Below are 25,901 nucleotides of genomic sequence, written 5' to 3' on the forward strand. Positions count from 1 at the left end.
GCTCCACGCCGACCCGGGAGGGCCGCTCTGCGGGCACTTCTCCGACGGTCGTCCGAGTCTGGGTACCCTGCCCGCGTGAAGATCCTCATCATCGGCAGCGGCGGCCGCGAACACGCGATCCTCCGCCGGCTCGCCTCAGATACCCCCACCCCCGAGCTGCACGCCGCGCCCGGCAACCCCGGCATCGCGCAGCTCGCCACCTGTCACGACGTCCCGGTGACCGACCTCGATGCCCAGGTCAGCCTCGCCGAAGAACTGCAGCCCGACCTGGTGGTGATCGGCCCTGAGGCACCGCTGGTCGCCGGCGCCGCGGATCACCTGCGGGAGGCGGGGTTCACTGTCTTCGGACCGTCCGCTGCCGCCGCCCACCTCGAGGGCTCCAAGTCCTGGGCGAAAGAGATCATGGCCGCCGCTGGCGTGCCGACTTCCGCCTCGGTCACGGTCAGCGCCCTGTCCCAGCTGGAGGCCGGGCTGGACCGGGTCAACCCGCTGCAAGATGTGCCCTTCGTGGTCAAGGCCGACGGTCTCGCGGCCGGCAAGGGCGTCGTGGTCACCAAGGACCGGCAGGCCGCAGTGGCGCACGCCGAGGCGGTGCTGGCAGCCGGCGGTTCAGTGGTGCTCGAGGAGTTCCTCGACGGCCCCGAGGTGTCCCTGTTCTGCGTGAGCGACGGCACCCGCGTGGTGCCGCTGGCGCCGGCCCAGGACTTCAAGCGCGCACTGGATGACGACGAGGGTCCGAACACGGGTGGAATGGGCGCCTACTCCCCCTTGCCGTGGGCGCCGGAGGGCCTGGTCGACGAGGTGCTGCGCGCCGTCGCCCGGCCCACGATCGCTGAGCTCGCCGACCGCGGCATCCCCTTCAACGGGGTCCTGTACTGCGGGCTGGCGCTGACCTCCCGCGGACTGCGGGTGATCGAGTTCAACGCCCGCTTCGGCGATCCGGAGACCCAGGTGGTGCTCGAGCGGCTCACCTCGCCGCTGGCCCCGCTGCTGCTCGCGGCCGCTCGCGGCGAACTGGCCGAGGACACGGAGCTGACCTGGAGCGAGGACAGCGCCGTGACCGTGGTGCTCGCCAGCGCCGGCTACCCGGCGACGGTGCGCACGGGAGACCCGATCTCCGGAATCGACGCTGCGGAGGCGCTCGGCACCCATGTCATCCATGCCGGCACCGGCATGGTGGACGGCAACCTGGTCAGCGCCGGCGGTCGAGTGCTCTCGGTGGTCGCCACCGGTGAGGACCTCGAGGCGGCCCGCGCGCTCGCGCTGACCGGCGCCGAGGCGATCGGCCTGGAGGGCAGCCACCACCGCACCGACATCGCCCTCCGGGCTGCGGCAGACGCCGGAGCGCACACCGACACCGACACCGACACCGACACCGACACCGTGACGGAGGATCGCGCATGAGCGTCGACGCCACCCCGCTGATCGAGGCCCCGCAGCTGCCGGGCTGGGACCACGTGGTCTCCGGCAAGGTCCGTGAGCTGTACGTGCCGGAGGGCCAGGACCCGTCTACCGCCGACCAGGTGCTGGTGGTCGCGACGGACCGCATCAGCGCCTACGACCATTCGCTGCAGCCGGGCATCCCTGACAAGGGCCGACTGCTGACCGGCATCAGCCTGTTCTGGTTCGAGCAGCTGGCGGACATCGTCCCCCACCATGTGCTCTCCGGAACCGATGTGCCCGAGGCCGTCGCTGGCCGCGCGGTGCGCTGCCGGGGCCTGGACATGGTGGAGCTGGAGTGCATCGCGCGAGGGCATCTCACCGGCTCCGGCCTGGCCGACTACCGGGCCGGCGGATCGGTGGGCGGGCACGTGCTGCCGGCCGGCCTGGTCGAGGCCTCTCGCCTGGAGCCGGCGATCTTCACCCCCTCGACCAAGGCCGATGCCGGGGAGCACGACGAGAACATCACCGTGGCCCAGGCGCGCGAGCTGCTGGGTGAGGAGCTCGCCGCCGAGCTCGAGTCGCTCACGCTCGCGGTCTTCGAGCGGGCCCGCCGGATCGCCGCTGAGCAGGGCATCATCCTGGCCGACACCAAGCTCGAGTTCGGGCATTCCCGGGTCGATGGCACGCTGATGCTCGGCGACGAGGTGCTCACCCCCGACTCCAGCCGGTTCTGGTCCGCGGACACGTACACCCCGGGCCGCACCCCTCCCAGCCTGGACAAGCAGTTCGTGCGGGATTGGCTGACCTCTCCCGCTTCCGGCTGGTCCAAGGGTTCGGACCTCCCCCCGCCCGCTCTGCCCGCCGAGGTGGTCGAGCAGACCCGCGCGCGGTATGTCGAGGCGTACGAGCGCCTGACCGGAAGGGGCTTCTGAGCGGACGCCGCAGAGTCCCCGACCTCAGCTGAAGTGCTTCGAGGTGGCAGCTGCCGCCTCGAAGCACTTCAGGGGGAACCGTTCAGGACAGGACGAGCACCGCGGCGACCACCAGGGCGACGCCGAGCGCCAGCAGCGCATCGGCGACGGTGAGCGGCACCGGGCGCCACAGGGTGCGGGGGCCGTCGCCGAGCCCGCGCGACTCGAGCGCGAAGGCGAGCCTCTCGGCGCTGCGCACCGCATCGACCAGCAGCGCGAAGGCGCAGCGCAGCAGGTGACGGGCGCGCAATCGCGCCACCGCACCCTCGGCGGTGAGCGGCAGACGGACCCGGTGCGCACGGGTGAGGGTCTCCCAGCGGCGCGGCAGATCCTCGAGCAGTCTCCGTCCCGCCAGCAGCGCGTAGGTGTACCGGGGTGGCAGGTGAGCGTGCTGCTGGAGGCTCACCATCGTGCGCCGCGGATCGGCGGCGCGGGTGACGGTGAGGGCGCCGAGGCCGATCACCAGTGCCCGGAGGGCCAGGGCGGTGCCCAGCACGATCCCTTCCTCCGTGACTCGGATCGGCAGCTCCGGCCACGGTTCATGCCCGGGCCGGCCGAGCACGTTGACCATCAGCACGCCACTGGCGAACACCATGAACGGCAGCTGGGCCCGCAGCAGCCTGAGCGGTCCGAGCCGGCAGCCGATCATCGTCCCCGCCGAGAGCAGCAGGTACAGCAGCACCAGCGGCAGCGGGTCGGTCAGCAGGATGCAGACGATGCTGAGCGCGGTCAGCAGGCCGAGCAGCACGGTCGGGTTACGGCGCGAGAGCCATCCGGATGCGTCCCGTGGGCGGGCGGGCTCGTCGGCCGCACGGGCCCTCGCCACGGGCGGCTTCACCGCCGGCGCCGCCCCCGGGACCAGCGGTGCCGCCACGAGCCCCGCGCGCTGCAGCAGGCCGCGGTCCCGCAGCAGCGTCTGCGGTGACATCGGTCCGAGCAGCCGGCCGTCGGCGATCACCGCGACCGCATCGGCCGCGCGGACGGTGCGCAGGTCATGGGTGGTCATCACCACGCCGCGACCGGTCCCGGCCGCCTCCCGCAGCAGCGAGAGGACGGTCTGCTGAGCGACACGATCGAGGCCGTAGCCGGGTTCGTCCACGAGCAGCACGGGGCGCTGGGTCAGCAGCATCGCGCCGATCGAGAGCCGGCGCTGCTGACCGCCGGAGAGGCTGAAGGGACTGGCGTCCCGCTGCGCCTGCAGGCGCAGCCGGGCGAGCATCTCCTCGACCTGCTCGTGCCCGGCCCCGGACGCGGCGAGCTCCGCCTGCACGGTGTCGGCCACGAACTGCGCCTCGGGTCGCTGGAACACGAGCCCAGCCGCCGCACCGTCGACGGTGCCCGCCTGCGGGAGGTCCAGGCGGGAGAGCGCGCCGAGCAGCGTGGACTTCCCGGCGCCGTTACGGCCCACGACGGCGAGCAGACGCCCCGCATTCACGGTGAGCTCGACCTCGCGCAGCACGGTGCGGTCGCCGTGGCCGAGCTCGGCGCCCCGCACGGTGAGCAGCGGATCCGGCGTGGCCTCCGGGCCTGGGGACGGAGCCACCTCCCCGGACCCCCTCTCGGAGCTCAGCGTCTCCTCGACCTCCCCGGGCAGCCAGCACCCCGCCTCGCGCAGCGCGGCGCCGTGACGGGTGAGCACCACAGTCGTCGGCCCGTCGGCGAGCACCTGCCCGGAGGCGTCGAGCGCGATGGTCCGTGCCGGAAGTCCGGCCAGGCCCGACTCCCCCGCCCAGTCGTCGAGGCGGTGCTCCACGAGGATCGTTGCCACTCCGCCCTCGCGCGCAGCCCGCTCGACGCCGTCGCGCACAGCGCGCACGCCCTCGGCATCGAGCATCGCGGTGGGCTCGTCCAGCAGCAGCAGGCGCGGCCGGGCGACGAGCGCCGCGGCGAGGCCCGCACGCTGCAGCTGTCCGCCCGAGAGCGTCGCGGCCGGGCGGTCGGCGAGCGTCTCGATGCCCGCGTCTGCGAGAGCTTCGCGCACGCGCTTCCCGATCTGCGCGGGCGGCACGCTGCGGCTCTCGAGCGGGAGGGCGACGTCATCGGCGACCCGCGGGAGGCACACCCCGTCGGTCGGATCCTGACCGAGGAATCCGACGGTCCCCGCGGTGGCCAGGACCCCCTCGGCGATCGGGTCGATGCCGCCCACCCGCAGGGTGCCGGTGACCCGGCCGCGCTGGTGGGAGGGGAGCGCGCCGGCGAGCGCGCGCAGCAGCGTCGATTTGCCACAGCCGCTGGGGCCCAGCAGGAGCACCTGCTCCCCGGCCCGGATGCTCCCGGTCCAGGGGCCGACGCCGTCCCCCGAGGGCAGGACCACCTCGAGCTCCCGTGCCTCGACCACCGTCCCCGACTGCCCGGGGGCCGCCGCCTCCCTCTCGCCCGGCGCGGTGACCTCGGCGGCCGCTGCGGCCTCAGCGGACACGACGTGCCGGGATGCCGTCGTCGCCCTGCGCGGCGGCACCGATCGCGAAGTTCGCGAGCACGCCGGTGCGCTCCAGGGCGCGGACGATCACCCTGGCGAGCAGACCGCCGAGCACGATCCCGGAGAGCACCTGCATCCCGAGCCGCAGCGCGAGCAGGTCCTGGCCGTACCAGCCCATCCGGTAGGCGGTCCAGAAGAACACCAGGCCCGCACCGAAGGCGCCCGAGGCGGCGAACACTCCCCAACCGAACCGGCGGTAGCGGGTCAGGGCGAAGGGCAGCTCGCTGCCGATGCCCTGCAGCGCGGCGGCGAGCACCAGCATCGGGCCGACGGGGCTGCCGAGGAAGACGACCTCGATGATCGCGGCGAGCATCTCGGCGAGGATGCCCACGCCAGGGCGGCGCAGGATCGCCAGCGCCACCGGTCCCACCAATAGCCAGGAGCCGAACAGGACGTGCTGGGCGAGGTCCCCGGCGGGGCCCATCGCGATCGCGAGCCCGTTCCAGGCCTGGACGAACACCCAGTACAGGAAGCCGAACACGACACCGAGCACCACCACCAGCACGATCTCGCGCAGGGAGAGCCTCGGACGCCGGGCGGCACGAGCGGCCAGATCAGAGGCCTGCGAGGGAGTCTGGCCGGGAGCCCGGGAGGGGGTCTCTGCCGGAGTCTGTGCGCGGGTCATCGCGTCTCCTCGCCGAGCTCGCGCACCTCGTGGGAGGGGCTGTTCAGGGAGAGGGTGAGATGGCTGGTGACGTGCTGCACGCTGCGACCCACCTGCAACCAGCCGGCGACGGCAGTCGCGATCACCTCGCCGATGTCGCCCTCGAGGCGGGTGACGAAATGCTCGGAGCCGCGGAAGGTGCCCAGCTCCCGGGCGCGGTCGATCGCGGCGTAGATGTCGCGCATGTGGTCCGGCGCGGTGCCGTCGGCGGCGACCTGGTCCGCCAGCGGGTACAGCGCCCACTCCGCGGAAGCGAAACGGCCGGTGCGACGGGGCTCGGTGATCCCGACGTCGCGCGGGCCGGCGCCACCGGGAAGCTCGCAGGTCACCTCTCCCGGGCAGCCGCGCGAGAGGGTCACGGAGAGGGTGGCGTGGTGCTCGGTGCGGGCGAGGTCGTCTGCGAGGTCGATGAGATACCGCTGCAGGTGGGCTTCGTGGCCGCCGAGATAGGTGGAGACGTCCCCCGTCTCGCGCACCAGGCCGGTGAGGTCGAGCCGGGACAGGATGCCGACGAGCACTCGGGCGTAGTCATCGGTCATGACGGCTGCGGTGACCCTGGCGCCGACGCCGAAGCCGAGCGGGGTCTCGGTGGGATCCGGGGCGGTGCCCGGGAGGGTGGCGGGGGTGCCGACGGGAGTGATGCTCACGATCCGTGCCTTTCACGAGGGCACGGGCGCGCAGCGACGATCGCCTGGCGGAGCTTCCTGCGCCGGCATGATCCGGATCAGGTTCTACGGTCGGAGTTCGAGAACTCCCTCTCAGCCCGGCCTACCGGACTCCCGTGCACGGAAGCACCGTACCCCGATCCGGCGTCCCTGGAGCGCGGCGGTCCACGAACCAGTGGCTGGACCGGGCGGCGGCGGAGACCAGGATCCGGTCGAAAGGTCCGTCCGCCGGCGCCCCCAGCACCCCGGGGAGGGCTTCGCGGATCTCCGCGCGGCCGTCCTCGCGGCCGACGGTCCCGGCGAGCGCGGCACGGGCAGGTGCCAGCAGGCTCACCTGCCGCTCCACACCCACCACGCTCCCGGAGGGTCCGACGAGGTGGGCGAGCAGCGCCGTGGTCCAGCCGGAACCGGCACCGACGTCGAGCACGTGCTGCCCCTCACGCACATCGAGCAGGCGGAGCATGTCCAGCACCGTGCTGGGTTGGGAGTTGGTCTGGCCCACTCCGATCGGCAGCGGGGAATCCACGCCGGCACGGTCCCGCAGCTCCGGGGGCAGGAAGTGCTCCCGGGGCACCGCATGCATCGCGCGGGAGGCACCGTCGCCGGTCCCTGCTCGGTCCGCGGGGTCCCGCCGGTCCTCGGACCGGTTCCTGTTCCTTTCGGCGCTCATGGCGCGTTCAGCTCCCGGGGAGCTCGATGACCCCGTCGACCGGCCAGTCACGCACCTCCGTGCCCTCGGGAGCGAGGGCAGTGGCCTGGCGCAGATAGATCGGTCGGCCCACGTCGCTCGCAATCGCCTCATGCACGGGCAGGGCCAGCGTCGGGCCGACGGCGCGGAGGAAGTCGACGGTCTCGGACACTTTCGACCAGGGGGCGACGACGGCGAAGGCGAGCACGTCGATGCCGTGGAACTCCGGCAGCGGCTCGAGGGAATCTCCGGTCACGCCGAGCCGGGGGCCGTCCCCCGCGGAGATCACGAGACCCGAATTGCCGACCCGCGGAATGTCCGGGTGGATGATCGCGTGCCGGCCGCCGACAGCCTCGATCCGCAACGAGCCGTGGCCCTGGACCGCGGCAAGCACGTGCGCGTCCCCGGCGGCGAGCGGACGCAGCTGCTCGGGGCGCACCGCAGCGGCGCCGTCGACCGCCTCCCGCAGCTGCTGCGCGGTCTCGGGCTCCGCGATCACCTCGGCGGTGGTCGCCAGGCGAAGCACCTCGTCCAGCAGGGTGCGGTCCACGTGATCGGGGTGCTGATGGGTCAGGAGCACGGCGTCGATCCCTGTCAGCACCGCGGCGCCGAGGCCGCGCACGGCCTCGCCGCTGAAGCCGCCGGGATCGATCAGCAGTCGACGCCCGCCGGTCTCCACCAGCAAGCACGAGTGGACGAGGTGGCGGATCTTCATCGGTTCCTCCTGGGAATGGGTGCGACGGTCCCTCGAACCTATCGCCGCCGGCACCGTCTGCACAGGGGGCGGCCCCCCGGCGCGTGCTCGCCTCCACCGATCGGTGGAGGCGATCGTGGCTACTCGGTGGTACCGACTGCATCGCCGCGCTCCCAGACTCGAGCCATGACCAGCACACGGACCGCCCCGACCCCGGCACCCGCCGCAGACCCTCCGCCCGCCCTCGCCGTCTCCCACCTCGTGAAGTCCTACAGCGGCCGCCGCGTCGTCGACGATGTGTCATTCCGTGTCACCCGGGGCACGATCTTCGGGCTGCTCGGCCCCAACGGCGCCGGTAAGACCACCACCCTCGAGATGTGCACGGGGCTGCGACACCGCGAGTCCGGCACGATCGACCTGCTGGGCCTGGACCCGACGGCGCTCGGCAGCCGGGACCGCAACCGGGTGGGGATCGTCGCCCAGAGCGGCAGCGAGCGCGCCTCGCTCACGGTGCGGGAGATGGTCTCCCAGTACGCGGCCTACTGCGAGGACCCGTGGGACGTCCCCGAGCTGCTCGAGGCGACCGGCCTCGCGGAGAAGGCCGGCGCTCGCATCGCGAGCCTCTCCGGCGGGCAGCGCCGACGCCTCGACGTGGCCACCGGGATCGTCTCCCGGCCGGAGCTGCTGTTCCTCGACGAGCCCACCACCGGCTTCGACCCGGCCGCGCGGCGCGAGTTCTGGGAGCTGATCCGGGAGCTGCGCAGGCTCGGCACCACCATCGTCCTGACCAGCCACTACCTCGATGAGGTCGAGTTCCTGGCCGACCGCGCCGCCGTGCTGCGTGCCGGGCGGATCGTTGCCGAGGGCACCGTCGCCGAGATCCGTCGGGCCCACGGCACCAGCTCCACGGTCACCTGGACCGGCCCCGACGGGCCGCAGGCGCGCGTGGTCGAGGACCCCGATCCGCTGCTGCGCGAGCTGCTGGCCGCCCATCCCTCCCTGCCCGATCTCGAGGTGCGCCGCCCGTCCCTCGAGGAGATCTACCTCGGCCTCGTCTCGGAGGGACCCCGATGAGCGCCACCACCGCTCCCACCCTGCATCCTGCCGCCCCGACGTCGGCCGCCTCCCGCCGCGCCCCCTCCCTGCTGCGCGCCGTCGGCGTGCGCACCCGCGTCGAGCTGCTGCAGTTCTACCGCGAGCCGCTCCAGGTGATCTTCGGCTTCGCCTTCCCGATCGTGCTGTTCGCGATCTTCGCGACGATCTTCGACCAGGCCTGGACGCTGCAGGACGGCACCGAGGTCGCGGCCTCCACCTACTACCTCGCCGGGATGATCGCCGCGGCGGTGATGACCTCGGGCTTCCAGTCCACCGCGGAGATCATCGCGACCGAGCGCGATGACCGCACCCTGCGGCGCCTCGTGGTGAGCCCCATGCCTCGCAGCGCCTACCTGATCTCCAAGGTGGTTCTCGTGGCCCTCAACACCACCCTGCAAACAGCCCTGCTGCTGGTCGTCGCGCGATTCGCCTTCGACGTGCCGATGCCCCACCAGATGTTCACCTTCGCCTGGGTGCTGCTGCTGGGCACGGCCGCGACCACCGCCGCCGGGGTCGCCTTCGCCTCGGCGCTGCCCTCGGGCCGGGCCGCGATCGCCGCCTCCGCCCCCATCACGGTGGTGCTCAGCTTCTTCTCCGGCAGCTACATCCCGATGTCGGAGCTGCCCACCTGGCTGCAGAACCTGGGTTACGTCTTCCCCCAGGCATGGATCGCGCGCGGTCTGCGCCTCTCGCTGCTCCCGGAGGAGTTCGGGGAGCAGATCGAGATCGCCCCCTTCGGCCTGGACGACCTGTCGATCCCGGTGCTCGCGGCACTAGTGTTGAGCTCATGGCTGATCGTCATGCTGGTGCTGGCGAGGACCACGTTCCGGTGGAGTCCTCGTGACGCAGGCTGAGCGTCGCACGCTGATCGCCGGCGGGAACCTCTGCACCCTGGACGGCGTGCCGCGGAGCTGGGCCACCAACTGGCCCCTCCACCTGATCGTCGCCGGGACCGCGCTGCTGGGACTGGTGATCTCCCCCGGGCCGCTCACGGCCCTGCTGGTCTCGTTCTGGCTCGCCGCCTACGCCGCCACGCACTGGGCGGTAGTGCTGCGCAGCCTGCCCGGTGCCGGCGTGGTGGGCACGATCGTGCTCGGCGGGATCGCCGTGGCCCTGTTGGGGGTCTCGAACGTGGGCCTGCACCTCTTCGCCGCGTTCATGCTGATGTGGGTGCTGCATTCCACCTACCGCGCGGGGCTGGCCGCGACGCTGCTGCTCGCGGGCGGGGTCGTCCTGGTGCGGTTGCCGCGGGGGCTCGAGAGCGGCTCGGCCGGGGTGGCGGTGGCGCTCGCGACCGGGCTGGGCAGCGCCCTGTTCTCCGTGCTGATGGCGACCTGGATCTGGCAGATCGAGACCCTCTCCCACGAACGCCGGGAGCTGGCCGAGAAGCTCGCCGACTCCGTGCGGAGCCTGGAGCGGACCCGCTCCGCGCTGCTCGTCCTCGAGCATCAGCGCGGGGTCGACGAGGAGGCGGGCCGGCTCGCCGCCGAGATCCACGACACCCTCGCCCAGTCCTTCACCTCGATCACGATGCTCTCCCAGGCCGCCCGGCACACCAGCGGCTCCGACGGTCCTGACGGGGTGGGCGGGACCGACAGCACTCCCGTGCCGCTGCTGGCCCAGATCGAGGAGATCTCCCGGGAGGGCCTCGCCGAGTCCCGCGCGCTGATCGCCCGCACCCAGGCGCCCCTCGACCTCGGTGCGGCCCTGGACCGTCTGGCCGCGGACCTCGAGCAGCGCACCGGCGTACGCACCACGGTGGACTCCTCCGGCTGGTCCTCGGTCGCGACCCGCACCGAGGTGGTGCTGCTGCGCTCCCTCCAGGAGGCGCTGCGCAACATCGAGCGGCATGCCGGCGCGGGCTCCGTGCGGATCCGCCTGACCCGCGAGGAGGGGGACGCGCTGCTCGAGGTCTCCGACGACGGCGCCGGCTTCGATGTGGACCTGCCCACCGCGGGCTACGGCCTGGTGGGGACGCGCTCCCGGCTCGAAGCCGAGGGCGGGGTGCTGCACCTGGTCTCCTCCCGCGGCGCGGGCACCACGCTGCGGGCCGTCCTGCCCGTCACCGCGACCACCCCGGAGGTGCCCGATGCCGAGCCCGATGCCGAGTGAATCCCTGCGCGTGGTCCTGGCCGATGACCACCCGATCTTCCGCTCCGGGGTGCGGGCCGTGCTCGAGTCCGCCGGGCACGAGGTGGTGGCCGAGGCCGGCACCGGCCAGGAGGCGGTCGACGCCGTCGAGCGCCTCCAGCGCGACGGCCGGGGCCCCGACGTGGTGCTCATGGACCTGCGGATGCCCGGCACCGACGGGGTCGAGGCCACGCGCCTGCTCAGCAGCTCCGCGTCTCCGGTCCCCGTGCTGGTCCTGACCACCTACGACACCGACGCACTGATCCTGCGAGCGATCGAGGCGGGAGCGACCGGCTACCTGCTCAAGGACACCCCTGCGCCGCAGCTGCTCGAGGCGGCGGCGAGCGCCGCGACCGGCCGCACCACCCTCGCCCCCGTCGCCACCGCCGCGATCGCCTCCTCGCTGCGCGCACCGCGGCCCGAGGCCCTCACCGCCCGTGAGCTCGACGTGCTGCGCCTGGTCGCGACCGGCAGGTCGAACGCGGAGATCGGACAGCGGCTCTCGATCGCGGCGTCGACGGTGAAGTCCCATCTGCTGCGGATCTTCACGAAGCTCGGGGTGGACGACCGGACGCGGGCCGTGACCCTGGCCCTCGAACGTGGCCTGCTCTGAACCGAGGCGACCGGGAGGTCGTTCCCACGGTGGGCAGGCCCCCGCCGATCGGCTCCGGCTCGGTACGATGTCCTCGTCGGGCCCGACCCGTCGGCCGACCCCGTGCCGACCGCTCACCCGCACTGCAGATCCACCCGCCCGGCCCGCCCCATCGCGGCCGTCGTCCCCCAGGAGAGTCCCCATGCCACGTGTCGTGGTCCACGTCATGCCGAAGCCGGAGATCCTCGACCCGCAGGGCAAGGCCGTCGCCGCCGCACTGCCGCGACTCGGTTTCGAGGGCATCGCCTCGGTGCGCCAGGGCAAGCGCTTCGAGCTCGAGGTCGAAGGTGAGATCACCGACCAGGTGCTCGCCTCCCTCCGCGAGGCCGCCACCACCCTGCTGTCCAACCCCGTCATCGAGGACGTCGTCTCGATCGACGTCGAGGACGAGGCCGACGGGGCGCAGGCCTGATGCGCATCGGTGTGGTGACCTTCCCGGGCACGCTGGATGACCGGGATGCGCTGCGCGCCGTGCGGATCGGAGGGGCCGAGCCGGTCGCTCTCTGGCACGGCGAGGACTCTCTCCAGGACGTCGAAGCGATCGTGCTCCCCGGCGGCTTCTCGTACGGCGACTACCTGCGCGCCGGCGCGATCAGCCGCTTCGCCCCGGTGATGGAGAAGGTCGCCGACGCCGCCAAGGGCGGGATGCCGGTGCTCGGCATCTGCAACGGCTTCCAGATCCTCTGCGAGACGCATCTGCTGCCCGGCGCGATGATCAAGAATGCGCACCGTGCGTTCCTCTGCCGCGACCAACCGCTGACGGTCGAGAACACGAGCACGGCCTGGACCTCCGGCTACGAGAAGGGCCAGGTCATCCGCATTCCGCTGAAGAACCAGGATGGCCAGTACGTCGCCGATGAGCGCACCCTCGCCGAGCTCGAGGACGAGGGCCGGATCGTGTTCCGCTACGCCGCTGGCGCCACCCACGGCCCGGCCGGTTTCGAGGCGAACCCCAACGGCTCCCGCCATGACATCGCCGGAATCACCAACGCCGCAGGCAACGTCGTGGGCCTGATGCCGCACCCTGAGCACGCGGTCGAGACCGGCTTCGGCCCGGACCAGCCCGGCGAGGGCACCCGCTCCGGCACCGACGGCCTGGCGATGTTCACCTCGGTGCTGCGCAGCATGGTGAGCTGACCAGCCCCGCCAGCGGTCCCAGCCCCGTGAGCGGGGCAAAGTGGGGGAAATAGCGCAGGCTATCGCCCTACTTTGCCCCGCTGACGGGGATTTTTAGTTGCGCCCAGGTGACGGGGCTTTTCACGTCGCTCCGCTGGAGTGGCGTCTCAGGGCGGGAGCGGACGGGTCAGCGGGTGGCGCTGAGCACGGTGAAGCGGCGGTCGCGGGCGCGCTGCTGCACGGCACCGACCCGGCGCTCCACCTCGGTGCGGTAGCGCAGGTAGGAGTTGTGCACGAACCACAGCTGACCGCCGGGGCGCAGCACGCGCGCGGCGGTGTCGAGCAGCCCCTGCACAAGGGTCGCGTCGACAGAGGTGCCGTCGTGGAAGGGCGGGTTCAGCAGCACCAGGTCCAGGCTCGCATCGGCGACTCGTGAGAGCGCGTCGTCCCAGCTCACCTCGACGCCGTCCCGTTCGAGGCCGCTTGCGGCGAGGGTCGCGCGGGCGGAGCTGACGGCGTCTGCGTCCGCGTCGCTGCCCAGCACGTTCGCCTCGGGCAGGGCCGCCGCGAGGTAGGCGGTCATGAGACCGTTGCCGCAGCCGAGGTCCGCGGCGGTGGTGAGCGGGGCGTCGGGTGCGGTGAGCTTCCCTGCGGCCAGGGCTCGGTCGAGGGTGTCCAGCAGCAGACGGCTGCCGGCGTCGGCCGAAGCTCCGCCGAAGACTGTGCCGATGCCGCGCAGCGCGATCGTGCGCTGCTGTCCGCGCACCGTGACCCGCGCGGAGCTCTCGGCCGCAGCCGGGGCCGCGGCGGACTCCCGCAGACCGGTCGCGATGAGGGCGCGTGACTTGCCGATGCCGCGGCTCGCACGAACCTCGGAGAAGACCGTCGCGAGCGCGTCGTTCTGAGCCCGGGTCATGTGCTTCACGCGGCCGCCCGCGATGATCTCCAGACCGTCCTGACCGCCGGACCGGACCGCCGCGGCGAGTCGCCGGGCGCGGTCCTCGAGGGCGTGGACGGCCTTGGGCAGCCGCATGAGCACCCGCAGGTGCCCCTCGACCTCCGCGGCCGCCTGCTCGAGCGGGATCGTCTCGGGGCCTGCAGGGACCCGCAGGCGACCGGCCTCGATCTGCGTGGCGAAGCGCTCTCGCAACGTCGCGGCGAGCGGGAGGGAGGAGGTCCAGCTGAGCACCACGGCATCCGGGTGCTCGGCGACGGAGGCGAGGGCGAACGCGGTGAGCTCGCCGGTCGCGTCGTCGACCACGACCAGGTCGCACGGGCAGCCGGCACCGAGCTCCTCGGCCGCGGCGATGATCACGCGGTCGGTCTGGTCCGGGCCCTGAGGCGCAGGCGCAACCGGAGGTGCGTCGACGGCTTCGTCAGCGAAGAGATCCCCCTCGAAGGGATCTGAGGCGAAGGGATCTGCGTCGGAGGGGTCTGCTGCGGGGTTCTGGGGCACGGGGTTCAGTCCTTCGGAATGCCGACGCGGCCGCGCGAGCGCAGCCGGCCGTTGGGGAGTGCGGGAGCGGGCAATGCCGCGGGGGTGTGCGGGGCGAAGGGGCCGAACTGCTCGGCATCGGCCGACAGGCCGCCCCACGAGCGGGCCTCCGGGTGGATCGGGGCCTCGGCGAGCGTACCCTCCGCACCGATCTCCGCCTGATAGCGGGCCCTGAACTCCACGATCTCCTCATGGCTGCGGCCCACGAAGTTCCACCACATGAGGATGTCCTCGCCGAGCGGTTCGCCGCCGAGCAGCATCGCGCGAAGGTCCTCCCCCTCCTCGGCCCGGATCTCGAGCACGGTGGCACCGTCGGGCAGCACCAGCAGCTCGCGTTCGGCGGCGCGGGCGCTCCGGTCCACGGTGTGCGGCACCTCGGCGGTGGGTGCCCCGTCGACGGCGGGTCGTGCGGCGCTGCCAGCTTCGGCGTCCGTGGTGGGTCCGACGGCGGTGAGCTGCGCGGCGCCGCGGTCCACGAGCAGGCCGTACTCGTGGCCGGGGTCCAGCGCGATGCGCAGGGTGCTGCCGGCGCGCAGATCGAGCTGGACCATGCTCAGCGGAGTGTCGGTCTCGGTCGCGCTGCGGTCCTCGAGCACGGTGCCGTCCTCGAGCTCGCCGCGGAAGCTCCCCAGGCCCACTCGGGCGCGGGCATCGTCGTTCCCGATCACAGGTGGGGTGGAGACCTCGAAGCGCTGCGCGCCGAAGCGGGTGCGGTCCGGGAGCGCGTACCAGAGCTGGACGCCGTGCAGGATCGTCGTGTCCAGGGCGGAGAACTCCGAGTGGGTGATGCCGGAGCCGGCGACCATCATGTCCACGTCCCCGGGGCGCACGAGGGCGTGGCTGCCGATCGAGTCGCGGTGGGTGATCGCGCCGTCGAACAGCCAGGACACGGTCGCGAGGCCGGTGTGCGGGTGGCGGGCGACCTGCATGCCCCCACCGGCGGAGACGTCGTCGGGCCCGAAGTGGTCCACGAAGCACCAGGCCCCGATGAGCGACGTCGCCCGGGCGGGCAGGGTACGGTGCACGGTCATCCCGCGGGGGCCGCCGAGCGGCACCTCGCGCGGTTCCAGCAGCACGAAATCCTCGAAGGCGCTCATGGAGTGAGTCTAGAGAAGCGTCGCGGTTCCGGGGCGGGCGGGGCCGGGACCGGGACCTCCACCCTTGCCCCGCCACAGCCGCCCTCCTAGCCTGAGCGCATGTCATCGCAGACCGTGCCGCCCCCGCTCGTGCTCCGCGCCGTGGAGGACGGCATCGTGCCCGGCGCCGTGGTCGCGGTGGGCCACGACCCCGATCCGGTCGCGATCGGCACCATGGCGGTGGGTGGTCCGGCGATGCCGACCGATGCGATCATGCGCATCCAGTCGATGACGAAGCTGGTCACGGCGGTGGCGGCGCTGCGCCTGGTGGACCAGGGCTCTCTCACGCTCGACGGGCCGGTGGCCCCCTGGCTGCCCGAGCTGGCCGCCCCGCAGGTGCTCACCACCCCCGACGGCCCGCTCAGCGGCACGGTGCCCGCCGCACGTCCGATCACCGTGCGCCACCTGCTGACGAACACCTCCGGGTACGGCATGATCCTCGCCGACTCCCCGCTGCAGCACGCGATGGCGGAGAACGGGACGGAGGCCGGGCTGCTGCCCTCGCCCCTCGGAGCCGACGCATGGCTCGCAGCACTGGCAGAGCTGCCGCTGGTCGGGCAGCCTGGCGAGATCTGGCGCTACCACCACTCCTTCTCGCTGCTCGGGATCCTGCTGGCCCGCCTCGCCGGCACCAGCGCCGGTGAGCACCTCGCCAGCTCCCTGTTCGAGCCGCTGGGGATGGTCGACACCGGTTACTCCGTACCCGTGTCGAAGCGCGAGAGGCTGCCCGCGCTGTGCTCCTGGTCCAGCGGCGAGCTGGTCGAGCTCGAGGAGCTCGGGGGCGGCCCCCACGTCGGCCCTCCATCCGAAGATGTGAGCCACGGCGAGCTGCTCTCGACAGCACCGGACTATCTGCGGTTCCTGCGTGCGCTCCGTGATGGCGAGCTGCTCTCCCCTGAGCTCCTCGCGATGCTGCGCAGCGACCAGGTGCCTCCTGCCGCGAAGCACTCCGACTCCTTCTTCCCCGGCTTCTGGGACCGCACCGGATGGGGGTTCGGGGTGGGTGTGACCACGGGCGACCCCCATCGAGGGCGCTGGGGCTGGTCCGGCGGGGCGGGAACGGACTTCTTCGTCGATCCCGACGGGAGGCTGGGCCTGCTCCTCACCCAGGTGGAGATGGGGCCGTGGATCGAGCCCCTGCTGGGGGCCTATGGGGCGGTGGAGACGCGCTGACCGCACCCTGATGTTCGTCGTCGAGTGAGGCGCCGAGGGAGGCGCCGAGGGAGGCGCCGAACTCTCGGCGCCTCCCTCGACAGGCTCGACACGGTCGGTGCGTCACTCCCAGGTGGCGGTCTCCGGGTCCACGCCCCGGGAACGGGCGTTCTCCTCGATCACGTGTCGCACCCACGCCGCGAGCCCGGCGGCCCGCTCGTCGTAGTGCGCGGCGAAGCGCGGGTCCTCGGTGTACATCCGGGCCAGCACGACCTGCATGGAGCGGGAGCAGTCGTAGTGCCGGTCGATCGAGTCGCGGTGGCGTTCGGCCAGCGCATTCGCTTCCTCGCTGCCCGCTGCCACACCCCGTCGCATAGCGTCGGCGAGCGCGGCTTCGGTCGCGTCGGTCTCGTCCTTGATCTCCTGCCACTGCGCGGCGTCCCAGCCGCGGGTGCGGGCGGCGGACTGCGCCCAGGCGTCGGACTCGCCCCAGCGCTCGCGGGCCTCGTCCTGGTAGGCGGGGTCCCAGTCGGTGCCGAAGATGCGGGCCTGCTCCTCGGGGCTGAGGGTGGTGGTGCTGTCGTCCATGTCGGTCCTCTCGATCATCTCGTCGACGGCGCGCGCCGTCTGCTCGAGCCGCTGGATCCGCTCCGCGAGGAGGGCCCGTTGGCGCTGGAGGTGCTCGCGCGGATCGACGGAGGGGTCATCGAGGATCTCTCCGATCTGCGCGAGCGCCAGACCGAGCTCGCGGTAGACGAGCACCCGGTGGATCCGGGCCACATCAGCGGGGTCGTACAGGCGATACCCCGACCAGCTGCGTCCGCGGGGGCGCACCAGGCCGATGCTGTCCCAATGGTGCAGGGTGCGCACGCTGACCCCGACGAGGCCGGCCACGCGGCCGACGGTGAGGTCCTCCTGCTGTGTCTCGGTCATGGGAACCACCTTCGGGCCTGACGTCGCGTGAGGGTCAAGTGCGGGCATCGAGCTGTGCGACGAGGCGCGCTCCTGCCACGGTGCGATAGGACTCCTCGATCAGCTCGGCGAGCTCGACGCGGTCGGTGCGCTCATCGAGGTCGATCCCCGACCACCCGGAGGGGCCGAGATAGGCGGGGACGAAGGCCCGTGGATCCTCCCTCAGTGCTGCGGTCTCCCCCGGTGGCAGATGCACCACGATGCTCTGGGGATGCTGCACCCACTGCCCGTCGACCTTGAGCGCACCGCCGTAGTAGCAGTGGACCTTCACGGTATGGAAGGCAGGACGACCGTGGCTGATCTTCTCGCGCGCCCCGGGCAGGGCCAAGGCGATCTCCCGCACCATCTCGAGCAGCGGGTCGTCGTCGTCGAACATCTGCAGATGCGCCATGCCGACATCTTCCCGCAGGTCCCCCACCCGAGGCCAGGGGGCGACGCCCTCGATGGTCGGCGCGTGCGGCGGCCCGCTCGTCCGGCGGTCCGACCCTCCAACGGTCCGCATCGCTCCGTCGATCCGACCTCCCGTCTTCCCTCGTTGCGCCGCGCGCGCAGTGCCGCGTCACCGCCGTAGGCTGGAGCAATGAGCGTTCCCCTGCTGGTCGACTGCGACCCCGGCATCGACGATGCGATCGCCCTGGCCTACCTCGCGAGCCGTCCCGACGTCGAGGCGGTGGGCCTGGTCTCCACCGGCGGCAACGTCGACGTCCACGCGGTCCATCGCAACAACCTGGCCCTCGCCGAGCTGCTCGGGACCACCGCCCCCATCGCGCGGGGTGCGGAGCGGCCGCTGGTGCAGGAGCCGATGTACGCCGACGACACCCATGGCCCCGGCGGGCTCGGTCATGCAGTCCTCCCTCCCACGACTCGTAGGGAGGATCCGCGCAGCGGCGCGCAGCTGTGGGTCGATGTCGCGCGCGCATATCCCGGGGAGCTGGTCGGCCTGGTGCTCGGACCGCACACCAACCTCGCCCTCGCACTGGAGATCGAGCCGGAGCTGCCACGGCTCCTCAAGCGCCTGCACATCATGGGCGGGGCGATCAATCATCGCGGCAACACCGGACCCACGAGCGAGTGGAACATCGCCGTGGATCCGGAGGCCGCCCAGCGCGTCCTCGCCGCGTTCTCCGCCGCGCCGCACCGTCCGGTGCTGGGGTCGCTCGAGGCGACGGAAAGCGTCCGCTTCACGCAGCGCGAGCTGGATCGCTTCGGCGAGCTCGCCGAGCGCACCGGCCATCCAGTGGCGCAGATCCTGGTCGACGCGCTGCGCTTCTACTTCGAGTTCCACGAGGCCGACGGACTCGGCTGGTCCGCGCATGTGCACGACCCGCTGGTCACCGCGCATGCGGTCACCGGCGGCTTCGCCTCCACCCGCGCGCTCGCCGTGGACGTGGAGCTCACAGGCACCCTGACCCGCGGTCAGACGGTGGGCGATGTGCTGGGTCGCTGGGGCCGGGAGCCGAACGTCGACGTGCTCACCGAGGTGCGGCCCGCGGAGTTCATCGACCACCTGCTGGAGACGCTGCAGACCGGACTGGACCGGACCGTCCGACCAGACCATCCCGTCGGCGGCTGACCACGACGGGGCATCTCACCCCATCCTCGCCGGGGGCGACTCACCCACGTCGAGAACGACCTTCGGAACAACATCTCGCGAGGAAGGTGTGCCAAAGGTCGTTCTCGATGCTGTGGGGTGGGATCTCGGTGCCGTCAGGTGGCTCCGGGTCCTCTCTCGCGACTCAGCAGCTCAGGGGCTCACCGGCCCAGCGTGGTCACCTGGACCTCGAAGCAGCGCCGGGGGCCCTTGTCCCCGCGCCCGGCGCGCCAGCCCACGCAGCGGGTGGTTCCCGCGTCGCGGTCGTCCTCGAAGGCGACGAGCACTGTGCCGGGCAGGGTGACAGGGGCGTCGAAGCTGACGTCCCAGCGCAGGGGACGGGAGAGGTCCACGCGCGCCTCGGTGAAGGCGCGGGAGGCGGTGTACATCCCGTGCGCGATCGCTCTCGGGAATCCGAAGGCCTTCGCACTGAGGGCCGACATATGGATCGGATTCACGTCGCCCGAGACCGCCGCATAGCGCCGACCGGCATCGGCCGACAAGGACCAGCGGCCGGTCGGCGTCGGCGCCTCGAAGGCACGACGCGCGGCGCGACCGCCGTCGGTCGAGGACGTGTCGCGCGCCGCCTGGACGGTGGACGGCGACTGCTCGGCAGACGCCGTCAGCGCAGGGGACGCCGCGCCGCCCTTGGTCAGGTAGGTCGACACATCGGTGGCGATGATCTCCCCGTCCTCGCCGAGGATCGTGGAGACCGCCTCGAAGGTGCGCCCCTTGCGGTGCGGGCGCAGGTCCCGCACCCGGCATTCGACATCCACCAGCTCCCCCACCCGCACCGGGCGGTGCTGGAGGACCTGGTTGCGCAGGTGGACCAGGCCCAGCAGGGGGAAGGGGAAGTCCCGCCGTGCCATCAGGGCGAGGGAGACCGGGAAGGCGAGCACGTGCAGCACGCCCGGGTGGACCAGGTCCGTGGCGGGCCCACCCATCAGGTGGTCGAAGTCGCGGGCCCGCTCGGCATCGATCCGCACGGAGCGCACCCGGTAGGCGGTGCTCGGGAGCACCGGTTCACCACGGGTGCGGCCACCACGGGTGCGGCCACCGCGAGGGTCGAGCGCGGCGGCATAGACGGCGGGGAAGGAGGGGATGTCGGTGAGGTCCTTCATCCGCTCGGGCATCGACTCGGAACCGCCCTGCTGAGAGGGATCCTGCTGCGAGGAGCCGGGGTGCGAGGGGCCCTGCACGGCGCTCACTTCCCGACCATGTTCTGGCCGCACACCCGCAGCGTCTCGCCGCGGATCCCGCCCGCCTCGGCGGAGGAGAGGAAGGCGATCGTCTCGGCGACGTCGACGGGCAGCCCGCCCTGCTGGAGCGAGTTGACCCGGCGAGCGACCTCGCGGGTGAGGGCCGGCATCTTGGCGGTCATCTCGGTCTCGATGAAGCCGGGGGCGACCGCGTTGGCGGTGCCGCCCAGCGGCTCGAGCCTCCCGGCGAGCGCGTCGACGAAGGCGATCACGCCGGCCTTCGAAGCGGCGTAGTTGGTCTGGCCGCGGTTGCCGGCGATGCCGCTGGTGGAGGCCAGGGACACCACCCGGGGCTGCTCGCCGAGCACGTCACCCGCGTCGATCAGCGCCTCGGTGAGGGTGATCTGGCTGGTGATGTTGACCGCCAGCACGGGGTCCCAGCGGTCGGCGGTCATGTTGGCCAGCAGCTTGTCGCGGGTGATCCCGGCGTTGAGGACGATCACATCGAGACTCAGCCCCCGCTCACGGAGGAAGCCGACCAGCCGCTCCCCTGCGCCCTGGGAGGTGACGTCGAGCTGGATCGGCACCGCCCGCAGCTCATTGGCGAGCCGTGCCAGCTCGGTGCCCGCGCCCGGGACGTCGAGCACCACGAGCTTCGCACCGTCGGCCGCGAGGGTGCGGGCGATCGCCGCGCCGATGCCGCGGGCGGCGCCGGTGACCAGGGCGGTGCGCCCGGCCAGCGGCAGCGTGTCGTTCTCGGTGCGGCTGCCGGCGTCGGTGGAGACGGTGAGCAGCTGACCGGTGACGAAGGCGCTGCGAGCGGAGAGGAAGAAGCGCAGCGCCCCGATCACGCCGGGGGCGTCCAGCTCCACGCCGTCCTCGACGAGGACGCCGTTGGCGGTCGCCCCGCCGCGCATCTCGTGGGCGAGGGAGCGCAGGAACCCCTCGACCCCTCCGCGGGCGGCGTCGCGAGCCGGATCCTCGCCGCGGGCAGGACGGGACAGGGTGACCACACGGGCACCGGGGGCGAGGCTGCGCAGGGCGCTGCCCAGCGGGAGCACCAGCGGGCCGAGGTCAGCGGGCGTGGTGATCTCGTCGGCCACCACGATCACGGAGCCGATCTTCGCCAGCTCCTCGAAGCGGCGGCGCACGTCGGCGCCCCACTGCAGGAGCTGCCGTGCGATCTCGTCGGCACCGGCGGAGTCGCCCAGCACCACGACCGGGCCGAGCACGGGCTCCGGCCGGTCCGCGCGGCGCGGAAGCTTCGAGGGGCGTGGCAAGCCCAGCTGCTTGGCGAGGGCACCACCGGGGGCGGAACGGGTGATACGGGTGTAGGCGTCGGTCATGGGAACCTCCGGTTCAGAGCTGCGGGCGCGGGGCGGTGGAGCGGGTCGTATCGGGCTCAGTCGGTGACGGACTCGAGCAGCACCACGGTGCCCTGACCGGCGGCAGCGCACACCGAGATCAGTCCGCGCTGGACGCGACCGGTCTCCTTGGCCCGCTCGTGCAGGAGCTTGGCGAGGGTCGCGACGAGGCGCCCGCCGGTGGCCGCGAAGGGATGGCCTGCCGCGAGCGAGGAGCCCGCGACGTTGAGCTTGGCGCGGTCGATGCTTCCCAGCGCCGCGCCTCGGCCCAGCCGTTCGCGGCAGAACTCCTCGGACTCCCAGGCCTTCAGGGTGCTCAGCACGGTCGAGGCGAAGGCCTCGTGGATCTCGTAGAAGTCCAGCTCCTGGAGGGAGAGACCGTTCGCGTCGAGCAGCTCGGGCACGGCGTAGGCGGGGGCCATCAGCAGGCCCTCGGCGCCGTGCACGTAATCGACGGCGGCGCTGCGGGCGTCGACCACCCGCGCGAGCGGCGTGAGGCCGCGCTCGGCGGCCCACTCGGCGCTGCCCATCAGCACCGAGGAGGCGCCGTCGGAGAGCGGGGTCGAGTTGCCGGCGGTCATGCTCGGCTCGGCGACCTGCGGGGACTTCACACCGAAGACGGGCTTGAGGGAGCCGAGCTTCTCGAGCGTGGAGTCGGCGCGCAGGTTCTGGTCGCGCGAGAGTCCGCGATAGCCGGTGACCAGGTCATCGAAGAAGCCGGCATCGAACGCGGCGGCGAGGTTCTGGTGGGAGGCGAGCGCGAGCTCGTCCTGCTCCTGGCGCGTCACCCCCCACTGCGCGGTGGTCAGCGCCTGGTGCTCCCCCATCGACAGGCCGGTCCGGGGCTCACCGTTGCGGGGCGGGACCGGCGCGAGATCGGCCGGGCGGACCGCGCTGAACGCCTTGAGGCGCTGACCGGTGGTCTTCGCGGCGAAGGCACGGTGGAGGATGCGGCGCAGGCGCGGGGTGACCTCGATCGGGGAGTCCGAGGCGGAGTCGACGCCGCAGGCGATGCCCGAGTCGATCTGGCCCAGCTGGATCCGGTTGGACACGTGGATCACGGTCTCGAGGCTGGTGGCGCAGGCCTTGGACATGTCGATCGCCGGGGTGCGCGGGTCCAGGGGCGTGCCCAGCGCACTCTCGCGGGTGAGGTTGAGGTCACCGGCGAGCTTGAGCACCGCGCCGCCGGCGATCTCGCCGAGCTTCTCGCCCTGCAGCCCGAAGCGGGCCACGAGTCCCTCGAGCGTCGCGGTGAGCAGGTCCTGGTTGGAGATGCCGGCATAGGGGCCACCGGAACGGGCGAAGGGGATCCTGTTGCCGCCGAGGATCAGGGCGTCGCGCGGGGAGTCGTGCTGGGTCACTGGGTGCACCTCTTCGTAGTCACTGTGGTCACGGCGATGGTTGTGGTCACTGCGGTCTTCGTGGTCACTGCGGTCTTTGTGATCACTGCGGTTCTGTGATCACTGCAGCGGTTCGTGGAGAGCGCGGGCCGCGGGAGCCCGGGCCGCCGGTGCACTCTCGCGCCCGCCGGAGCCTTCCGAAGGTTCTTCTCCGGAGCACTTTACATAGAACCGGCAGTACTTGATACCCTAGGTCTCGTGAACGCGACGACGCAAGCCCCCGTGGACGGCCGATCGGCACGCTGGGCCCGCCACCGGGAGGAGAGACGCGCCGAGCTGCTCGACGTGGCCCGGCACCTGATCCATGAGCAGGGTCCCGATGTGACGATGGAGGACATCGCCGCAGCCTCCGGCACCTCCAAGTCCATCGTCTACCGCTACTTCGAGGACAAGGCCCAGCTCCAGCGCGCGCTGGGGCGCAGCATCCTGTCCACGATGCACGGCAAGCTGCTGGAGGAGATGCGAGCCCTCGAGGCTCGCGTCGGCCGCGAACCGGAGGCCGACGAGCGGATCCACGCGATGATCCGCGCCTATGTCGAAACGGCCCAGCGCTCCCCCGGCGTGTACCGCTTCGTCACCCGGCCCAGCGACGGGCTGAACCACTTCCTGTCCTCGGTCTCGCGGCTGGTCGCGACCTTCCTGCCCGCCGAGATCCCGGCGCCGCAGGTCTGGGCCCACGGCTCCGTCGGCTTCGTCGAACGCGCCGTCGACGTCTGGATGACTGATCACGACACCGCCGTCGCCGCCGACGGCTCGCAGGACACGGGCAGCGCTGCCCGACCCTCCACCCCACTCACCTCCGATCAGCTCGTGACCCACCTGGTCACCTGGCTCATGAAGGGACTGCACGCATGACCACCGATTCCCGCACCGCACCCGTCACCTACGACACCACCACAGCCACCCCGATCGCCGACACCTCCGACGCGACCACGACGGCCAATCCCACCGGACCCATCTCGATCCCGCCCGGGGGCAGCCCCCGCCTGGACATCGCGCAGGTCTCCGAGGCCCTGCTCGGCAAGTGGGCCGACGCCCGCCTCGAGGCCCGCGAGCGTGCCGCTCGCCCGGAGCTGCATCGACCGGTGGATGTGACCGTCGCCGAGCACCGCGAGCGCGTCTTCGAGCAGCTCCAGCTGCTCGCCGCGGAGGACATCTCCCGACGGATGCTGCCCGAGCACCTGGGCGGCCCCCACGACAACGGAGGCAACGTCGCCTCCTTCGAGGAGCTGGTCGTCGCCGACCCCTCGCTGCAGATCAAGGCCGGCGTGCAGTGGGGCCTCTACACCTCCGCGATCATCCAGCTGGGCAGTGAGGAGCAGCAGCACGCCTGGGTGCCCGACGCCATGGATCTGACCACCCCCGGCGCCTTCGCGATGACCGAGATCGGTCACGGCTCCGATGTCCAGTCCCTCGCGACCACCGCCACCTTCGACCCCGCCGGCGGAACCGATGGGGAATGGGTGATCCATACCCCGTTCCGCGCTGCCTGGAAGGACTTCCTGGGCAACGCCGCGATCCACGCGAAGGCGGCGACGGTGTTCGCACGCCTGATCACGAACGGCGTGGACCACGGCGTGCACTGCTTCTACGTCCCGGTGCGGGACGCGAAAGGCGAGCTGCTGCCGGGCGTCTCGAGCGAGGACGACGGGGAGAAGGGTGGGCTGAACGGCATCGACAACGGCCGTCTGGCCTTCGACCAGGTGCGCATCCCCCGCACCAACCTGCTGAACCGATACGGCGACGTCGCACCCGACGGCACCTACACCTCCCCGATCGAGTCTCCCGGCCGCCGGTTCTTCACGATGCTGGGGACCCTGGTCCAGGGCAGGGTCTCCCTGGACGGCTCCGCGATCCGGGCCAGCCAGCTCGCCCTGCACATCGCGATCACCTACGCGACCGAGCGCCGCCAGTTCAGCGCCGCGGATCCCACGCAGGAGACGGTGCTGATGGACTACCAGGCGCACCTGCACCGCCTGCTGCCGAAGCTCGCCGAGACCTATGCCGGCGCCTTCGCGCACGAGCAGCTGCTGCAGGCCTTCGATGACGTGTTCTCCGGCCGGGCCGACGACCCCGAGTCCCGTGAGGACCTCGAGACCCTCGCCGCGGCCCTCAAGCCCACCTCGACCCGGCTCGCGCTGGACACCGTCCAGGAGTGCCGCGAGGCCTGCGGCGGTGCCGGCTTCATGGCGGAGAACCAGCTGGTGGGGCTGCACCAGGACCTGGACGTGTACGCCACCTTCGAGGGTGACAACACCGTCCTGCTGCAGCTGGTCGCCAAGCGTCTGCTGTCCGACTACACCTCCGAGCTGAGCAGCGTGGACCGTGCCGGGATCGGTCGCTTCATCGCGCAGCGCGCCGAGGTGCTCGCCAAGCGCCACACTCCCTGGGCGCGCCTCGGGCAGAGCGTCGCCGATCGCGGCAACGCGCGGCGCGCCTTCGATTCCATGCGCCAGTCGGAGTTCCAGGAGGAGCTGCTCGCCGATCGTGCCCGGATCAAGGTCGAGGAGGTCGCTCTCGCCCTTCGCGGAGCGGCGAAGATGAGCCCGGCCGACGCCGCCTCCGAGGTCAACAAGCACCAGGTGGAGATGCTGGACGCCGCACGCGCCCACGCGGACCTGGTCCGCTGGCGCGCCTTCACCAGGGGGATCGAGGCGCTCACGGATGAGGGCTCCCGGGCGGTGCTCACCGATGTCCGGGACCTGTTCGGGCTCACCGCGATCAACGACGACCTCGCCTGGTTCCTGCTCAGCGGGATGATCTCCACCCAGCGCGGCCGCCAGATCGACCATGATCTGCGCCGGCTGCTGTGGCGGCTGCGCCCGCATGTGCTCGATCTGGTCGCCGCCTTCGACGTGCGCCCCGGTCACGTGCGAGCACCGATCGCTCTGGGCGGGGAGCAGGAGCGGCAGGACGAGGCCGCTGTGTACTTCCGTGCGCAGCGCGCCAGCAAGTCCGCGCCGGTCAGCGAGAAGGTCCTGCGGGACCGGGCGAAGAAGGCGAAGAGGGCGAAGCAGGGGGCCGGCCCGCGCGGCAGCGGCGCCCGCTGACCGCT

The 25,901-nt window shown here is 72.2% G+C and carries 24 protein-coding genes and 1 riboswitch; of the genes, 12 read left to right on the top strand and 12 right to left on the bottom strand.

Annotation, left to right across the window (positions count from 1 at the left end):
• The first annotated feature begins 75 nt into the window (after positions 1-75).
• Positions 76-1,404 (top strand): phosphoribosylamine--glycine ligase, encoded by a 1,329-nt coding sequence (purD, locus tag ACT3UF_RS01260; protein WP_444598987.1) that lies wholly within the window; start codon positions 76-78, stop codon positions 1,402-1,404.
• Positions 1,401-2,315, top strand: coding sequence for a phosphoribosylaminoimidazolesuccinocarboxamide synthase (locus tag ACT3UF_RS01265; RefSeq protein ID WP_444502115.1), 915 nt, complete (start codon positions 1,401-1,403; stop codon positions 2,313-2,315). Before purD ends, ACT3UF_RS01265 begins: the two co-directional genes overlap by 4 nt.
• An 82-nt stretch (positions 2,316-2,397) precedes the next feature.
• On the opposite strand, the gene ACT3UF_RS01270 is transcribed toward ACT3UF_RS01265, so the two are convergent.
• From ACT3UF_RS01270 to ACT3UF_RS01290, 5 genes are all read right to left on the bottom strand, one after another.
• Positions 2,398-4,773 carry an ATP-binding cassette domain-containing protein gene (locus ACT3UF_RS01270; protein WP_441444932.1) on the bottom strand — a complete coding sequence of 792 codons (2,376 nt, stop codon included), beginning with the start codon at positions 4,771-4,773 and terminating at the stop codon, positions 2,398-2,400.
• On the bottom strand, positions 4,763-5,458 hold the full coding sequence (locus tag ACT3UF_RS01275; protein WP_441444931.1) for an ECF transporter S component: 696 nt from the start codon (positions 5,456-5,458) through the stop codon (positions 4,763-4,765). Before ACT3UF_RS01275 ends, ACT3UF_RS01270 begins: the two co-directional genes overlap by 11 nt.
• Positions 5,455-6,144: a YkoF family thiamine/hydroxymethylpyrimidine-binding protein gene (locus ACT3UF_RS01280; RefSeq protein ID WP_345077145.1), complete on the bottom strand. Its 690-nt coding sequence runs from the start codon at positions 6,142-6,144 to the stop codon at positions 5,455-5,457. The genes ACT3UF_RS01275 and ACT3UF_RS01280 overlap by 4 nt, the downstream gene beginning before the upstream one ends.
• Positions 6,145-6,181: 37 nt before the next feature.
• Positions 6,182-6,290: riboswitch (TPP riboswitch) on the bottom strand.
• Positions 6,266-6,832: a protein-L-isoaspartate O-methyltransferase family protein gene (locus ACT3UF_RS01285; RefSeq protein WP_345077142.1), complete on the bottom strand. Its 567-nt coding sequence runs from the start codon at positions 6,830-6,832 to the stop codon at positions 6,266-6,268. Its footprint overlaps the riboswitch before it by 25 nt.
• A 7-nt stretch (positions 6,833-6,839) precedes the next feature.
• Complete coding sequence (locus ACT3UF_RS01290) at positions 6,840-7,565, bottom strand: MBL fold metallo-hydrolase (RefSeq protein ID WP_444592082.1); 726 nt, start codon at positions 7,563-7,565, stop codon at positions 6,840-6,842.
• 165 nt (positions 7,566-7,730) lie between these two features.
• Between ACT3UF_RS01290 and ACT3UF_RS01295 the strand changes: the two genes are divergently transcribed.
• From ACT3UF_RS01295 to purQ, 6 genes are all read left to right on the top strand, one after another.
• Positions 7,731-8,618, top strand: coding sequence for an ABC transporter ATP-binding protein (locus tag ACT3UF_RS01295; RefSeq protein WP_441444930.1), 888 nt, complete (start codon positions 7,731-7,733; stop codon positions 8,616-8,618).
• Positions 8,615-9,493, top strand: coding sequence for an ABC transporter permease (locus ACT3UF_RS01300; protein WP_441444929.1), 879 nt, complete (start codon positions 8,615-8,617; stop codon positions 9,491-9,493). The genes ACT3UF_RS01295 and ACT3UF_RS01300 overlap by 4 nt, the downstream gene beginning before the upstream one ends.
• Positions 9,480-10,751, top strand: a complete 1,272-nt coding sequence (locus ACT3UF_RS01305) for a sensor histidine kinase (protein WP_444592083.1) — start codon at positions 9,480-9,482, stop codon at positions 10,749-10,751. Before ACT3UF_RS01300 ends, ACT3UF_RS01305 begins: the two co-directional genes overlap by 14 nt.
• A complete protein-coding gene (locus ACT3UF_RS01310) occupies positions 10,741-11,382 on the top strand; it encodes a response regulator transcription factor (RefSeq protein ID WP_345077126.1) in 642 nt (213 codons plus the stop codon). Before ACT3UF_RS01305 ends, ACT3UF_RS01310 begins: the two co-directional genes overlap by 11 nt.
• Positions 11,383-11,563: 181 nt before the next feature.
• A complete protein-coding gene (gene purS / locus ACT3UF_RS01315) occupies positions 11,564-11,833 on the top strand; it encodes a phosphoribosylformylglycinamidine synthase subunit PurS (protein ID WP_345077123.1) in 270 nt (89 codons plus the stop codon).
• Complete coding sequence (gene purQ / locus ACT3UF_RS01320; protein WP_442332281.1) at positions 11,833-12,558, top strand: phosphoribosylformylglycinamidine synthase subunit PurQ; 726 nt, start codon at positions 11,833-11,835, stop codon at positions 12,556-12,558. Before purS ends, purQ begins: the two co-directional genes overlap by 1 nt.
• A 166-nt stretch (positions 12,559-12,724) precedes the next feature.
• Here purQ and ACT3UF_RS01325 read toward each other — a convergent pair whose 3' ends face one another.
• Both ACT3UF_RS01325 and ACT3UF_RS01330 read right to left on the bottom strand, forming a co-directional pair.
• Entirely contained in the window at positions 12,725-13,993 is a 1,269-nt protein-coding gene (locus ACT3UF_RS01325) for a class I SAM-dependent methyltransferase (protein WP_345077117.1), read from the bottom strand.
• Positions 13,994-13,998: 5 nt separating this feature from the next.
• Complete coding sequence (locus ACT3UF_RS01330; protein WP_442332280.1) at positions 13,999-15,129, bottom strand: pirin family protein; 1,131 nt, start codon at positions 15,127-15,129, stop codon at positions 13,999-14,001.
• A 99-nt stretch (positions 15,130-15,228) separates the two neighbouring features.
• Between ACT3UF_RS01330 and ACT3UF_RS01335 the strand changes: the two genes are divergently transcribed.
• A complete protein-coding gene (locus ACT3UF_RS01335; RefSeq protein WP_442332279.1) occupies positions 15,229-16,341 on the top strand; it encodes a serine hydrolase domain-containing protein in 1,113 nt (370 codons plus the stop codon).
• Between the two features lie 102 nt (positions 16,342-16,443).
• On the opposite strand, the gene ACT3UF_RS01340 is transcribed toward ACT3UF_RS01335, so the two are convergent.
• Positions 16,444-17,253 (bottom strand): MerR family transcriptional regulator, encoded by an 810-nt coding sequence (locus ACT3UF_RS01340; RefSeq protein WP_442332278.1) that lies wholly within the window; start codon positions 17,251-17,253, stop codon positions 16,444-16,446.
• Positions 17,254-17,287: 34 nt separating this feature from the next.
• On the bottom strand, positions 17,288-17,683 hold the full coding sequence (locus tag ACT3UF_RS01345) for an MmcQ/YjbR family DNA-binding protein (protein WP_442332277.1): 396 nt from the start codon (positions 17,681-17,683) through the stop codon (positions 17,288-17,290).
• Positions 17,684-17,872: 189 nt separating this feature from the next.
• Here ACT3UF_RS01345 and ACT3UF_RS01350 point away from each other — a divergent pair, with 189 nt between their 5' ends.
• Positions 17,873-18,865, top strand: a complete 993-nt coding sequence (locus tag ACT3UF_RS01350) for a nucleoside hydrolase (RefSeq protein WP_442332276.1) — start codon at positions 17,873-17,875, stop codon at positions 18,863-18,865.
• 179 nt (positions 18,866-19,044) lie between these two features.
• On the opposite strand, the gene ACT3UF_RS01355 is transcribed toward ACT3UF_RS01350, so the two are convergent.
• Genes ACT3UF_RS01355 through ACT3UF_RS01365 form a run of 3 tightly spaced genes read right to left on the bottom strand, consistent with a single transcriptional unit; the run spans position 19,045 to position 22,807 of the window.
• Positions 19,045-20,091, bottom strand: coding sequence for a MaoC family dehydratase (locus ACT3UF_RS01355; RefSeq protein ID WP_444592085.1), 1,047 nt, complete (start codon positions 20,089-20,091; stop codon positions 19,045-19,047).
• Positions 20,088-21,428: a 3-oxoacyl-ACP reductase gene (locus ACT3UF_RS01360; protein WP_442332274.1), complete on the bottom strand. Its 1,341-nt coding sequence runs from the start codon at positions 21,426-21,428 to the stop codon at positions 20,088-20,090. The genes ACT3UF_RS01355 and ACT3UF_RS01360 overlap by 4 nt, the downstream gene beginning before the upstream one ends.
• A gap of 56 nt (positions 21,429-21,484) precedes the next feature.
• Positions 21,485-22,807, bottom strand: a complete 1,323-nt coding sequence (locus ACT3UF_RS01365) for an acetyl-CoA C-acetyltransferase (protein WP_442332273.1) — start codon at positions 22,805-22,807, stop codon at positions 21,485-21,487.
• Between the two features lie 237 nt (positions 22,808-23,044).
• Between ACT3UF_RS01365 and ACT3UF_RS01370 the strand changes: the two genes are divergently transcribed.
• Both ACT3UF_RS01370 and ACT3UF_RS01375 read left to right on the top strand, forming a co-directional pair.
• Positions 23,045-23,701, top strand: coding sequence for a TetR/AcrR family transcriptional regulator (locus tag ACT3UF_RS01370; protein ID WP_442332272.1), 657 nt, complete (start codon positions 23,045-23,047; stop codon positions 23,699-23,701).
• Complete coding sequence (locus ACT3UF_RS01375) at positions 23,698-25,896, top strand: acyl-CoA dehydrogenase family protein (protein WP_444607971.1); 2,199 nt, start codon at positions 23,698-23,700, stop codon at positions 25,894-25,896. Before ACT3UF_RS01370 ends, ACT3UF_RS01375 begins: the two co-directional genes overlap by 4 nt.
• Positions 25,897-25,901 lie beyond the last annotated feature (5 nt).

The sequence above is a fragment of the Brachybacterium sp. AOP24-D1-21 genome (genome assembly GCF_052378665.1).
Taxonomy (GTDB): Bacteria; Actinomycetota; Actinomycetes; order Actinomycetales; family Dermabacteraceae; genus Brachybacterium.